Origin of the sequence: Algibacter sp. Ld11, from assembly GCF_045066735.1 — a bacterium.
In the GTDB taxonomy this organism is placed as follows: Bacteria; Bacteroidota; Bacteroidia; order Flavobacteriales; family Flavobacteriaceae; genus Algibacter.
This window is the reverse complement of the sequence record NZ_JBISHH010000025.1, coordinates 93116-108537: the sequence shown is the minus strand read 5'-3', so window position 1 is coordinate 108537 and position 15422 is coordinate 93116. Positions and strand designations below refer to the sequence as shown.

The following is a 15422-nucleotide window of genomic DNA, read 5'->3' as shown; positions in this document are numbered from 1 at the left end:
AAAAAATAATTTTGTAGCAGTCTAACTAAACAATTTCAGATTATATGAATTTCAAACTAAAACGTAAAATTAACTGGAAACTAAAAACTTGGATATTTACCTTCGCGTGTTTACTCAGTTTTAATGTTTACCACGCTCAATCCAGCACCATATCCGGTGTTGTATCATCGGATGATCTGCCTTTGCCAGGGGCAAGCATCCTTATTAAAGGAACCTCTAAAGGCGCCGTTACCGACTTTGATGGTAAGTACCAAATTAACGCTAATCCTGCAGATGTATTAATCTTTAGGTATATTGGTTATGAACAAAAGGAAATAACAGTAGGAGACAAAACAACAATTAATGTAAATTTATTTGAGAGCACATCTAAATTGGATGAAGTAGTTGTTGTAGGTTATGGTTCTGTAAAAAGAAAAGATCTTACAGGTTCTATCGTATCCATAAAAGCAGAGGAGCTAAACAAAGTTAAGCCTATTTCATTTGAAGGTGGTTTAGCCGCTAAAGCCGCCGGTGTGCAAGTTGTTGCTTCGGAGGGTGGCCCGGAAGCCGGATTTAAAGTAAGAGTTCGTGGTGGAACATCAATTAATGCGAGTAGTGATCCATTATATGTAATTGATGGTTTTGCTCTTCAAGGTAATAACGTAAGTACTGGTGTAGGATTAGGAAATTCAACAACGAGTCCATTATCTGCTATCGACCCAAGCACGATAGAATCTATTGAAGTATTAAAAGATGCCTCAGCAACTGCAATTTATGGTTCTAGAGGAGCCAATGGTGTTATTATTATTACTACAAAAGGCGGAAAAAAAGGTAGAACTAGTTTAAATTTTGAAACTTATACGTCTGTTGGAACTTTAGCCAGAAAAATAGATTTATTAAAAGCCCAAGAATTTGTTGATTGGAGAAATGAATATTCTCCATGGGATCCAGCTAATACTAGCGATTTTATAATGACCGCTTTTAGAGATGAATTTGGTAACAACATAGATTTAAACGACCCACGCATTATCCTTACAGATTGGCAAGATGAAATTTCTAGAACTGCCATAACAAATAATTATAATTTGTCTATGTCTGGTGGTTCAGATAATAGTAATTACTCCGCTTCTTTCTCTTACTTAAAAAGTGAGGGTATTCTTAAAACTAGTGATTTTGAAAGATACAACACTAGTTTAAGGCTAAATCAAAACCTTTCTAAAAGGCTTACAGCTGGTATGAACATGAATATTGGATATACACAATCATCTGGAGTGGTGACTGCAGCAAGTTCAAATGCTAATGGACAATCTGGTATTGTAACAAATGCAGTGCTTTTTAGCCCTGTTCAAGGTATAACTCAATATAACGATGCCGAATATGATGAAGATGGTAGAATTATATCACTAAGGGATGGGGATGTTGTAAACCCTAATAGAATATTAGAAGAAGACATAAGTCGATCTATTAGGTTTAACTCTTTTGGTAATATATATCTTCAATACAAAATTGCTGAAGGTTTAACATTCAAATCATCAATAAGGGGTAATTTTGGGGCAAATAAAGGTCAACGTTATTTTTCAGAAAAATTTGGATGGGGACAATCAACTGGAGGTCGAGCTTATACAAACAATAATAATAGTATAGGACTAACAACTGAACAAAACTTAACATATAGAAATACTTTCGGCAAACACAGATTAAACATAACAGCCGTATACGAGCAACAGCAATCTTCTTTTGAGTTTACAAGCTCTGCAGCTATAGGTTTTGATTTACCTGGAGTAAATTTAAACAATTTAGGTTCAGCACAAGAAACGCTACCTACAAGTTCTGGTTTAACAGATAATGCATTAAGATCTGCATTAGCGCGTGTTCAATATGATTTTGATGATCGTTTTGTGTTAAATTTGAGTGCCCGTTATGATGGTTCTTCGAGATTTGCTGAAGGTTATAAATGGGGATTCTTCCCATCTGCAGGTTTAGCCTGGAAAGTAACTAACGAAGACTTCCTAAAAAGCAGTAATACTATCAGTGACTTAAGATTAAAAGCGAGTTATGGTGAAACTGGTAACACTGCTATAGGTTCTTACCGTTCACTACCACAAACAGAAACAGCTTCTTATATTCTAAATGGAAACGATTTAGGTATTGGTGTAGCTGTTCAAAATCTTGTTGTTGATGGATTAACTTGGGAAACAACTTCTCAATTTGATACAGGGATTTCCTTAGGCTTATTTCAAGATAGAATTTCTATTGAAGCAGATTACTACAAAAAGAAAACTACAAATTTATTATTAGATCAACCAGTACCCGCTACCACTGGTTTTGATACCGTATTCACAAACGTTGGAACCCTTGTTAATGAAGGTCTTGAGTTTGTGCTTAATACCACAAACGTTAAAAATGACAACTTTACATGGACTTCTAGCTTTAACATAAGTTTTAATGACAACGAAGTTACCGATTTAGGGGGAGCAAAAGAGTTTTTTACAAGAGCAATAGGTGATAACCAAATAGGTCTAGATTATGTAACACGAGTTGGCGAGCCTGTTGGTAATATCTATGGACTTCAAGTAGATGGAGTATACACTTATTCGGATTTTGTCGATTTTGATGGCTTATCTGATGCAGAAGCTTATGCGAAAATTAATCAAGATGCCGTAGACCAAGGTTTACCAATTCAACTTCTAACTTATCAGTTAAAAGATGGTGTAGTGGTTTCTGCTGGTAGAACTGATACTGCTTCTTATAGACCAGGTCTTCCTAAATTAAAAGATCAACTAACTGTAGATACTGATGGTGATGGTATTCCTGATAGTGGAGATGGCATTGTGAATTCTGACGATAGAAATATTATAGGTCGCACGGTACCAAAACACTTTGGTGGATTTACTAATAACTTTACATATAAAAACTTTGATTTATCTGTATTAACCTCATGGTCTTATGGTAACGATGTTTATAATAAAAACTTAGTTAGAGGAACGGGGCAAAACATTCCATTCTTTAATAAATATGGAATTGTTAGAGATAGATGGACTCCTGAAAACCCTAATTCTACTGTTTCAGCAATTAATGGTTTTGGAGATGCAGGAGTAAGTGGTAATGCATACTCAATTTTTGTAGAAGATGGTTCTTTTATAAGATTAAGTAATATTACTTTAGGATATAAATTACCTCAAAAATTAGTTAAAACTTTGGGTGTAAAATCTTTTAGACTTTACGCAGCTGCAGATAATGTATGGTTATGGTCCGATTACTCTGGCTACGATCCAGAAGTAAGTGTTGGAAACAACCAATTAACTCCTGGTTTAGATTCAGATTCTTACCCAAGAGCTAGAACTTTCAGAATTGGACTTAATGTTGGATTTTAAAAAAAAAATTATGAAAAAAATTATTAAAGATTACCTAAAATTATTTATGCTATTTGGAGCTGTTGTTTCAATAACATCTTGTAGCGAAAGTTTTTTAGCAGAGACCCCAGATACTTTTGTATCGCCTCCATTACTTTTAGTTAATGAAGCTGGAGCGCAAACGTATCTTACCGGTGCATATGATGCCGTACAAAAATCTGTTGCACCTACTGGTGGTGGTAACCCTGCACCTTGGTCAATATTTTGGGGTACAACTGGTGCTGATGAAGTAGTTTTCCCTAACTGGGGCGGTGAACGTAAATTAATTTACTTACACCAAGTTACGCCAACAACACCGGCAATAAACAACCTGTGGGTTAAATTATACCAATCCTTAAATAGGATTAATAGTGTAGTTGACAGAGTTGGTGCCATGACTGAAGAACAAATTGATACAGATGTAAAAAACCAATTTGTTGCAGAAGCTAAATTTCTTAGATCTACTATTAACTTTGCATTAGTAAGCTCTTGGGAAAATGTACCTCTAATTAAAAATGAGGTTACTTCTCTTGATAATATTAATGTAACACAAGCCACGCCAGAAGAGGTTTATAACTATATGGTAGAAGATTTAAAATCGGCATTACCTTACTTACCTAATGAACAAGGAGGAGGACGTGTAACTGCAGGTGCTGTGAATGCTTTACTAGGTAAAATTTACCTTCAAATGACTGGTTTCCCTTTAAATCAAACAGATAAGTTTGTATTGGCAGAAGCTGCTTTAAAAAATGTAATGGATAGTGGTGTTTATGATCTTTTACCAGTATATCGAGATGTTTTCACCTTAGATAATGAACAAAGCCAAGAAATGGTTTTTGCTGTAGGTATTGACGGGCCTGCATTAAATGAAGGCGGTCTATTAAGTACATTTTTTGGCCCACAAGGAAGCGTTCAAAATGGCGGAGGCTGGGGAACTTGCCATATAAACTTTGGTTTTGCAGATAGTTATGATATTGATAATGATGTGCGCATGATAAATAATATTGCAAGACATAATGCAAACAACTCAACTCCAGAAGAAGGTTATTCAGACCCAGATGCATGGACAGTAGGTAAAAATTCTTGGAGAGGTTGGAAATGGCATGCAGAAAAACCAAATGCTTACGCCAATGATACGCCATTTGATTATCCATACATAAGATATGCAGATGTTTTGTTAATGTATGCTGAAGCCTTAAATGGCCAAAATAAACTTACACAAACAGTTATTGATAATACTGTAAATAGATTAAGAGGTAGAGCTGAACTTCCAGCTGATGATATGATGGTACTAGGTTCTAAAGAAGATAATGCTACTGAATTATTAAGCGAAAGAAGAAAAGAATTGTGTTTTGAAGGTTGGAGACGTAACGATTTAATTCGTTTTGGGGTATACAAAGAAGCTATTTCTGGAATTACTCAAGACGGCCCAAACGCTGGAGATCCAGGTACACAATATGAAGATTTTGAAATTAGATGGCCAATACCAGAGGCGCAAATTCAATTAAATCCTGAATTAGAACAGAATCCAGGTTACTAACTAATAATTCTATTAAATATGAAAAATAAAATATATTATACATTTTGGATATTTTTTATATCCATTTGCGGATTTTTTACAAGCTGTGAAGAAGATGGAGACGTCAGAGATGGTATTAGACCTGTTTCTTTTAAAGCAACTGCAGTAACAAGAACTATTACTGAAGGAGATGCCATTACATATGTTGATTCATCTCTAAATGTAATGAGCAGATTATGGACTTTTGAAGAAGGTAGTATTGCTACTTCAGATTTAGAAACTGTGGATGTGACTTATCCAATAGGAAGCGGACAGTCATTAAATGCTGAAAACCAATTGCCATCATACCTTACCACATTGGAAGTTACACATGATGATGGAACCGTTGAAAGAGGCAAGTTTCTAGTAGGTGTTTACAAGGAAGTTAGTGCTGACTTCACTGTTAACAACCAAGAAATTGTAGTTGGTGGAAGAGCTACATTTGCAAGTGGAGTAAAAGATTTAAAATCGGCTTGGGAAGATGCAAGAGATCAAGATGTTATCGAATGGACATTTGAAGGAGGTACTCCAGCAACATCAACAGCCGAAAACCCTACGGTAACATACAATACACTAGGAACTTACAAAGTAACTTTATCTGCACACAGACAATCGCCGTTAAGTGAATCTACGAAAACCGTTGAAGGATATATTACCGTAGTAGAGCCTGTTCCTTTTGTACCGAGTTCTGCTGTAGAATTAGAAGACGAAACAATAAGTATCTCCTTTAATGGAGATTTTGAACCGGTAATAGGTCAAGAAGCTTTCGTTGAGGTTAAAGTAAATGGTGTTGATTTTGCTGTTGAAAGCTTATCTGTTGATGCAAATGTTACAAGTAAGTTAAACATTAAGTTGCAAGATCCAATTTATCAAGACGATGTTATTACTGTATCCTTATTACCAGGAAGTAACATTGTAGCGATAGATACGAGATCTCCAGAAACTTTTACAGACTTAGCTGTAGAACCGTTTGTAGAACAATATTTACTTTCTGAAGGGGGATTTGATGAAGCATTAGATACTGATTGGATTAAATTACTTCAAAACGCCACTATAGATGGGATTTCAGAGGTTCTTATAGCAGACCCTCCAACAGGTACACCAACTGGTGTAGTTCCTTCAGGTAAAGTAATCAACTTAGCTTTAAATAGAAATGGAGGTACCACACAAGGTAATGCTATTGCCGAAACGGCAGCTACTGAAGTTAATTTAGTAGCAGGCAGAAATTATGTTATAAAATTTAAACGTTATATGACAGCAGGTACTCCTAATATTTTATTCCGTTTTAATAACCAAGGAGGAGCAAATCAACTTGCCTTTAATTCTATGTCAGCAGACCCAAATAGTGTGGACAGATGGATTGAATCAGAACTTAAATTTACAGCACTAGCAGCACACGCTGGGAAATTTAACATAGCATCAGCTTGGGCTGCCTATGCAGATTTCTATGTTGACGATATAGTAATTGAGTCTGATGAAGCACGACCTTAATAAAATTTTCATATAAGCATAGATAAAAAACTGTCTGAAAAAGTAATTTTTCAGGCAGTTTTTTTTATTTATCTTTCATCTAAATTAAACACCATTTAAATTATGAAATACAAGTTTGTAACTTTAATATTTGGTTGTCTATCATTCTTTACATGTAAAAAAGATGTTACCAAAGAAGATGTACTAAAAGAAGAAAATGACTCAACATTGTTTGAGTTAGTAGCTGCACAAAATAGCGGAATAACTTTTAGTAATGACATTGAAGAGAATTTCGAGCATTTTTATGAGTTTTTCAATTATGTATACAACGGAGCCGGTGTTGCCGTTGGCGATATTAATAATGATGGATTATCTGATATTTATTTTGTTGGTAACGAAGTAGAAAACAAATTGTATTTAAACAAGGGTAATTTCCAGTTTGAGGATATTACAGAAAATGCAAATGTTGGTAAAGATAAAGGTTGGCATAATGGTGTGGTTATGGTCGATGTAAATGGTGATGGGTTACAAGATATTTATGTTTGCCGAGGTGGTTTTCGTGATAAAAACGAAGATAGAAGTAATTTACTTTATATAAATAAAGGCGATTTAACGTTTAAAGAAGAAGCCGAAGCTTATGGGTTAAATGATGAAGGTTACTCTTTAATGGCATCTTTTTTTGATGCAGACAACGATAACGATTTAGACATGTACCTTACCAATAGGCCAGATCGGTTTTTCTTAAATTACGAGCAGGTTTTAAAAGGTAAAAAGAAAAAAAATGATTTATTTAGAGACAAACTTTATATCAATACAAATGGTAAATATGAAGAAATAGGGATTAAGGCAGGAATAAAAAATAATTTTGGTTATGGCTTAGGTTTAGCAACAACAGACTTAAATAATGATGGAAAAACAGACATTTACGTTTCCAATGATTATGTAGAACGAGATTATGCATACATCAATCAAGGTAATAACACGTTTAAAGATGATTTAACCAATAGATTTAATCACATAGCTTTCTATGCTATGGGAGTTGATGTTGTAGATTTTAACAACGATGGCTTTGAAGATATAATGCAATTAGAAATGCTACCTGAAGATTACGAACGCTCCAAAACCACAATGGCATCCATGAATACCAAGTTGTTTTCAGACATGACTTCAAATGGTTTTCATTATCAATACATGCATAATATGCTTCATTTAAATAGAGGAAATGGTATGTTTAGCGATATTAGTGCTTACGCTGGGGTTGACAAAACAGATTGGAGCTGGTCATGCCTTGGAAGCGATTTTGATAACGATGGCTATAACGACCTTTTCATTACCAATGGTTTTAAAAGAGACATTTGGGATAAAGACACCAACAAGAAAATCAGTACATATATGCAAAGTATGGAGGCACGTAAAAAATCCAACCAAGAAAATGCCGCATATATTGTAAACATGTTTCAAGAAAACAAAAGACCAAATTATATCTATAAAAACAATGGCGACTTAACCTTTACTAAAAAAACCAAAGCTTGGGGTTTAGAACAAGATAGTTTTTCTAATGGTGCCGCTGTTGGAGATTTAGATAATGATGGCGATTTGGATATTATTGTAAATAATATCGATGGAACTGCTTTTATTTACAAAAACACTTCAGAAAAAAAAGATAATAATTATTTAAAAATTAAATTGATTGGACCAGCTAAGAATCCAACTGGGCTAGGAGCGAAAATCACATTAAAATATGATGATAAAATTCAATATCATGACTTTAAAACTGTTAGAGGCTATCTTTCATCCGTAGAACCAATAAATCATTTTGGGTTAGGTAAAACAGCCACTATAGATGAAATAAAAATTGCTTGGCCAGATGGCAAAGAGACAATTTTACAAAATGTAAAAACTAATCAGTTATTACAAATTAATTATAAAAACGCTCAAAAAAATAGCGCTATTAAAACACCTATTAAAACCATTTTTGAAGATGTAACCAGTACAAAATTTAAAACACCATTTAAGCACAAGGAAAATAGTTATGACGATTTTGAAAACCAAATATTATTACCACATAAACTATCACAAAATGGTCCTTGCATTGCTGTTTCAGATATAAATAATGATGGCTTAGAAGATTTTTTCGTAGGTGGTGCTGGAAATCAAGCAGGCCAAATATATATTCAGAATGCTAACGGTAAATTTTATCAAAAAAACCAAACTTCCTTTTTATCAGATGCTAAACATGAAGATGTTGGCGCTTTATTTTTTGATTCCGACGGAGATTCTAACTTAGATTTGTACGTAGTAAGTGGAGGTAATGAATTTAATTATAACTCCTCCAATTACCAAGATAGGTTATACTTAAATGATGGTAAAGGGAATTTTAAAAACTCAAATAAATTACCCGACCTAACTGAAAGTGGCTCTTGTGTATTACCTATAGATTTTGATGAAGATGGCGATTTTGATTTGTTTATTGGCGGAAGATTAATTCCTAATAAATACCCAAGTGCTCCTAAGAGCTTTTTATTAGAAAACAATAATGGAACGTTTGAAGATGTTACTCAAAAAATAGCTCCTACCCTATCAAATATCGGCATGGTAACTTCGGCCACTTGGAATGATATTGATGGAGACTCCACTAAAGAACTAATACTTGTTGGCGAATGGATGCCAATTACTATTTTAAAAAAGAAAGGCCAACAGTTTATAAACGCAACAGAATCTTTTAAATTAAATGACACCAATGGTTGGTGGAACAAAATTGTTGCTACCGATATTGATAAAGATGGAGACACAGATTTTATATTAGGTAACCTAGGTTTAAACTATAAATTTAAGGCAAGTGCCGAAAAACCCTTTATTGTATATGCCAATGATTTTGACAGTAACGGCACCAATGATATTTTTCTAACACAACATTATAAAAACAGACAAGTACCTGTTCGTGGTAAACAATGTTCGTCTCAACAATTACCACAAATAAGTAAAAAATTTAAAACCTATCAAGAATTTGCAAAAGCAGATATACAAGATATTTTACCTAATGTTAATGAGGCTTTAAAACACGAAGTGCAACTTTTTGAGAGTATTATTCTTGAAAACAACAATGGTACATTAAATATTAAAAGACTGCCGGTAGAAGCTCAATTTTCGGTTATAAACGGCATTGTCGTTGATGATTTTAATGATGATAATATTCTTGATATTTTAATTGCAGGAAATAAGTTTGAAGTTGAAGTAGAAACAACAAGAGCAGATGCATCAATTGGACAATTGTTTTTAGGAAATGACAAAGGAGATTTTAAAGCAGTTAACTATTTAAAAAGCGGCTTTTTCCTTCCTTCAAATGTAAAAGATATTCAGAAAATAAAATTAGGCAATAAAACAGGTATTCTGAGTGCTATTAACAACGAAAAACTAAGAGTTTTTGTTAATCAATAAATAGATTTAGAATTCTATTTTGTATACAAAAGCATAATCACCATTTCTAACTTTTGATGGCTGGATGATCAATTCTGTATTAGTTTGTTCCCAATTGATGGTTTCATCACTACCTAAAAGTTCAATACTCTTAATAGTTTGATCTTTATTAGATAATGATTTAATGTGAATAGGTTCCGTAGACCAGTCTAAAACAGTTGCATATAAAGTTTGTTCTTTTGTTGTAAACCGAATATCTTTTGCTGTATTGTCTTTATTTTTATGCTCGCTTAAATGACCTTCAATTACTTCCGCAGGTCCTTCACCATATATTTTCCATGGTCGAGTTCCGTAGATAGCCTCGCCATTAACGTTTAGCCATTCACCCATTTGTAGCAATCGCTTTTCCACTTCTTCAGGAATCACACCTTCTGCTGTAGGTGTGATATTTAATAGAACTGCTCCGTTTTTACTAACAACATCTACTAAAAAATCGATAAGCCTATTGGTCGATTTATATGCAGGATTTTGAATATTACACCAAGCATTCCAATCTATAGAATCATCTGTTAACCAAGTGAAGTCTTTCTTTTCACTCATTCTAGAGCGTTCTAAATCTAAAACAGCAGATCCCACTGCTAAATCTGTAAACTTATAAGTAACCACAACATCTTTACCTTTCGCAAGACCTTGGTTATAAAAATTAGCTAGAAACTGTTTTCTATAGTCTTCACCTATAATATCCATTTTATTATCAAACCAAACAATATCCGGATCATATTTAATTGTTAATTCTGTTAATCTATCCAACCATTCTTGATTAAATTTATCATCCGGTAAAGGATTTGTTGGTTTGTTTGCCATAACAAAAGTGCCCTCCGGAACTTTTGGTCCATAAAGTCCTTCGTAAAGCGGATTAGATGCATCCGTATTTTCATCCCAAGTAGGATACCATGAATATAACCAATGGCGATGGTAAGTGGTTATAAATTTTAAACCTCTAGCCTTTATTGCTTTTTCCATTTCGCCAACAACATCAATTTTTGGCCCCATTTCTTTAGCATTCCATTGCGTCAAATCACTATCCCACATGGCAAAACCATCGGCATGTTCTGCTATTGGCCCTGCAAATTGCGCTCCCGCTTTTACAAATAAATCGGCCCAAACATTAGCATCAAATTTTTCAGCTTTAAACATAGGTATAAAATCCTTGTATCCAAAAGTATCCAAGTTCCCATAGGTTTCCTTATGATGCTTATTTATATCGTGCCCTTCTTTGTACATCCACATAGAATACCACTCATTTTTATATGCAGGTACAGAATATGGGCCCCAATGGAAATAAATACCAAATTTTAAATCTTTGTACCATTCAGGAACCTCATATTGTTGCAACGACTCCCAATCTGCCGTATATTTTGAAGTTTCTACATTTATTTCTTTTGATTTTTTATTAGAAGAACATGATAGTATCAATAAAAAAACAGTCGCTTTTATTAAAATATTTTTAAACATATATGTTGCTTTTACTTATTATAATCCTAAAATAACTTCGGTATAATCGTTTGATGTATAATTATCTATATCCTCTTGATTAATTTTTGTTTGCCAAACATATAGATGCTTTAAATTATCCAATGGAGATAAAATCTCTAAACTTTTAGAGGTAATTTTAGTACCATACAAATTAAGACTCGTCATGCTTTTTAAATTAACTAATGAAGCCATAGCAGTATCTGACAACGGATTATTATTTAATTTTAGTTTTTGAATATTGGAGAACTGACCAACTAAGTTCAAACTTTCATCTGTTAATTGATTTGCTTCTAAAGATAACCAAATAATATTTTCTTTTATAATTAGCAGCTTTTCAAGTTTACTTAAAATAGCTTTTTCATTACTTTTAGAGATAGTATTAGGCGGCAACACAACTTCATACAAGCCGGAATCGAAAACAAGTTCTTTTAAAGTAAAACCTTCTTTTTCTATTTCTATAATTTGTTCATTTGTTAATTTGGTTACGGTTGGCAACGCTATACTGGAAGCTTTAGCCTCTGAACCAGAAAGCCCTAACATACCGCTTGCAATATTCGAAATATCTTCAGGTGTTTCTACATTAGCAACTTTAGTTTCAAAATTCCCTTTAGCATTATCAATCCAATAGGTTAATATGGCAATCTCCTCTTCCGTTAAAGGCGTTTTGCCTTCAGGAGGCATAAAATCATCATGATGTGGTTCTAAAAGCACGCGCTTAATCATTTCCGATTCCAAAGCATTACCAGAAACTAGTATTTTTCCATTTTTTCCACCTTTTAAAATCGCTGTAGAATCGTGAAAAGATAAACTTCCTTTTTTCTTACTTTCATTATGACAGCTAGCACATTTGTTATCCAAAATGGGGTCTACTAAATGACTAAAAACCTGAGCTTCTTCTATTTTTGTTACGGCTACAAGTTCTGTTTTATCGTCTTTTCCAAAAGGTAAATATTTTACTAAATAATCACTACCATGTGTGAGGTTACCACCATAATGTCCCGTAACACTCAATAAAATAACTAATAAAGTAAGCGCCGAAATATTAGGTTGCAATCTATTTATTGGGGCTATTTTTATTTTTTCTATTCGAATTAACCATGCTAAAAAAGCAATAGCTGTAGTTGCTATACCAAACCAAAAGTGCGTATCTAAAGCGTCTGCTTCATAATCACCACTTAAAGATAGCATATAACCCAAAACACAAGCGACTGCACCACTTATTCCACCTAAAAGCAATGCTAATGGAATACCTGAAGTTAATACTGGATTTTTTTTCCATCGGCTGAAAACTTCCAGTACAAAGGCAAAAAATAAAAAACCGATGGGCAAATGCACTACAAGCGGATGAAATCTACCTAAAAACAACACAAAATCTGGAACACTATTATCCATATATTTTTTTCTTTATATTTTCTAAATGCGTTCTAATTTTAAAGGAGGTGTTTTATCTGCTCTCCACTGACAGATATATAAATTTTTATCATTATCAACACAAACATCATGACCATGAGAAATAGGTCTATCGGTTAATTGATACGATTTTTGAAGTTCACCGTTTACATAAATCGGTGCTGTTGCCCCTGGATTTGACACCACCTTATCACCTTCTAAAATAGTAACAAACCCTGTGGGTTGTGTCCAGTCTGTTTTTCCTACTTCTGGCTGAGACCAACAAACACCAGCGTATAAATTAGTATCATCAAACACCGGTCTGCATACTTGCATGTTTGGCAGGTGCAATGTTTTAATGTATTTACCATCTAGCGTAAACCATTTAAAGCTAGCCTGATTTCTAGAAGTTACCACCACCATAGGGTTTCCCTTTTCTCTGTAATCTATTGCAACGCCATGAGCGCTCATTATCTGATAATTTTTATCAGGATTATCACTTCCGCCCCAATGCCTTATATAACGACCATTATAATCGTATTGAATAATTCTACTCATACCATAACCATCGGCTACATAAATATCGCCATTAGGTCCAATAGCTGTTTCTGTAGGACAAAAAGACTCACCTGGCTTATAAATACCTATAGTAATTGGGTGTCCAATATCGAAAACAACACGTCCATCCATAGTCGTTTTTGTAATACGACCGTTGTGTTTTGTCCAGCCGCCTTGTTTGTTTAGAAACCATCCTGAATCGGCGAGAAACAAAAACTCTTCTCCGCCTTCATCTGAAATAGTTAAACCGTGTCCGCCCGGATAAGCCGTTCCCCATGAATCGATAACATTCCCGGATTTATCGAAAATGATAACATTATTTTTAGGATGATCGCCAATCATTACCAATCGCCCTTTACTATCCATTTGCATTTCATGACAGTTAAGCAAAGGCGTTTCAATCGAACTCATTTTAGCCCAATCTTTTATTAATTTATATTGATAATCGCCATGACCTAAAATAACTTCTTTACCTTTTGGTTTTCTCATAATATGAAATCCAAATGAAGGCATAGCCGTTAAAGCTGCTCCAGCTAATCCTGTTTTTTTTATAAAATTTCTTCTTGATGACATAACTTTTAGGATTAGGTTAATAAATCTTTTACAACATGACCATGAACATCTGTTAATCGATATCGACGTCCTTGATGTTTAAATGTTAAACGCTCATGATCTACACCAACTAAATGCATTAATGTGGCATGAAAATCGTGCACATGTAAAGGATCTTTTATTACATTGTAACTAAAATCATCTGTTTCGCCATAAGTAAAACCAGGTTTCACACCAGCACCAGCCATCCACATGGTAAATGCTTTTGGGTGATGATCTCTTCCGTGGTTTTTCTTTGTTAATTGACCTTGTGAGTAAACCGTTCTACCAAATTCCCCTCCCCAAATAACAAGCGTATCATCTAGCATACCGCGTTGTTTTAAATCTTTTATTAAAGCTGCTGTACCTTGATCTGTTTTTTTACATTGATTTTTTAATCCTCCGGGACAATTGTTATGTTGATCCCATCCTTGATGATATAGTTGAACAAATTTCACTCCTTTTTCAAGTAATTTTCTAGCCATTAAACAATTAGCGGCATAGGTTCCTGGATCTCGACTATCTTTACCATACATTTCAAAAATATGATCTGGCTCATCAGACAAATCTGCAACTTCCGGTACCGAGGTTTGCATTTTAAAAGCCATTTCGTACTGAGACATTCTGGCTTGAATTTCAGGATCGCCATAAGCATCATTTTGAATATCATTTAAACCTCCTAAATAATCCAACATATGCCTTCTATCGTTACCATCATAATTTTCAGGATCACTTAAATACAATACAGGATCTTTACCCGATCTAAACTGAACACCTTGATGCTCTGTTGGTAAAAAACCATTGCCCCATAAACTTGCCTTAAGCGGTTGTCCTTTTCCATTTTTAGAGACAAGTGTTATAAACGTTGGAAGGTTTTCATTATCGGAACCTAAACCATAGCTTAACCAAGAACCTATAGAAGGTCTACCAGGTAATTGATTTCCGGTTTGCATAAAAGTTATGGCTGGGGTATGATTAATTTGATCGGTTTGCATACCCTTCATAAAACATAAATCGTCTACAACTTCAGATAAATAAGGCATGGCATCACTCACCCACGCTTTAGATTCTCCATATTGTTTAAAATTGAAAGTAGACGGCGCAATTGGTAAGGTGCTTTGACTCCCACTCATACCAGTTAATCGTTGTCCACCAATAATAGAATCGGGCAATTCTTTACCAAACATATCTACCAGTTTTGGCTTGTAATCGAATAAGTCCATTTGAGATGGCCCGCCACTTTGGAATAAGTAAATAATGCGCTTTGCTTTTGGTAAGTGGTGCGGTAACCCAAGTCTATTTTTATTATAATTATCGAGAATAATATCTTCGGTTGTTTTGTTTCCCGTAGCACCGAACATTTTTTCGGCACCAAGTAAGCTACTAAGAGCTAAAGCCCCTAACCCCAAAGAGGTTTTCTTTAAAAAATGTCTTCGGTCTATTTGCCGTTCAATTTTTTGTAAATCTCTATTGTTAGATGTTAGTTTATTGTGGTGATCGTTACACATAATGTCTTTTCTTTATTTAGAGTT

The 15422-nt window shown here is 34.2% G+C and carries 8 protein-coding genes; 4 read left to right on the top strand and 4 right to left on the bottom strand.

All coding sequences use genetic code 11. The annotated features are described in order from the left end of the window. The first annotated feature begins 44 nt into the window (after positions 1–44). The 4 genes from ACJJV4_RS14190 (at position 45) to ACJJV4_RS14175 (ending at position 9837) form a co-directional block, all read left to right on the top strand. Complete coding sequence (locus ACJJV4_RS14190) at positions 45–3353, top strand: SusC/RagA family TonB-linked outer membrane protein (protein ID WP_405295571.1); 3309 nt, start codon at positions 45–47, stop codon at positions 3351–3353. Positions 3354–3363: 10 nt separating this feature from the next. Then, the gene (locus tag ACJJV4_RS14185; protein WP_405295568.1) at positions 3364–4911 is read left to right on the top strand and encodes a RagB/SusD family nutrient uptake outer membrane protein; all 1548 of its coding nucleotides are present in this window, start codon (positions 3364–3366) and stop codon (positions 4909–4911) included. 18 nt (positions 4912–4929) lie between these two features. Next, positions 4930–6420: a PKD domain-containing protein gene (locus ACJJV4_RS14180; RefSeq protein WP_405295566.1), complete on the top strand. Its 1491-nt coding sequence runs from the start codon at positions 4930–4932 to the stop codon at positions 6418–6420. A 102-nt stretch (positions 6421–6522) separates the two neighbouring features. Further along, entirely contained in the window at positions 6523–9837 is a 3315-nt protein-coding gene (locus ACJJV4_RS14175) for a VCBS repeat-containing protein (RefSeq protein ID WP_405295564.1), read from the top strand. Between the two features lie 6 nt (positions 9838–9843). Here ACJJV4_RS14175 and ACJJV4_RS14170 read toward each other — a convergent pair whose 3' ends face one another. From ACJJV4_RS14170 to ACJJV4_RS14155, 4 genes are read right to left on the bottom strand one after another with little or no spacing between them, the layout of a single operon-like run. Then, positions 9844–11331, bottom strand: a complete 1488-nt coding sequence (locus tag ACJJV4_RS14170) for an alpha-L-fucosidase (RefSeq protein ID WP_405295561.1) — start codon at positions 11329–11331, stop codon at positions 9844–9846. A gap of 18 nt (positions 11332–11349) precedes the next feature. After that, complete coding sequence (locus tag ACJJV4_RS14165) at positions 11350–12744, bottom strand: DUF2231 domain-containing protein (protein WP_405295559.1); 1395 nt, start codon at positions 12742–12744, stop codon at positions 11350–11352. A gap of 21 nt (positions 12745–12765) precedes the next feature. After that, positions 12766–13872, bottom strand: a complete 1107-nt coding sequence (locus ACJJV4_RS14160; protein ID WP_405295557.1) for a twin-arginine translocation signal domain-containing protein — start codon at positions 13870–13872, stop codon at positions 12766–12768. An 11-nt stretch (positions 13873–13883) separates the two neighbouring features. Further along, entirely contained in the window at positions 13884–15398 is a 1515-nt protein-coding gene (locus tag ACJJV4_RS14155) for a DUF1501 domain-containing protein (protein ID WP_405295555.1), read from the bottom strand. Positions 15399–15422: the final 24 nt, after the last annotated feature.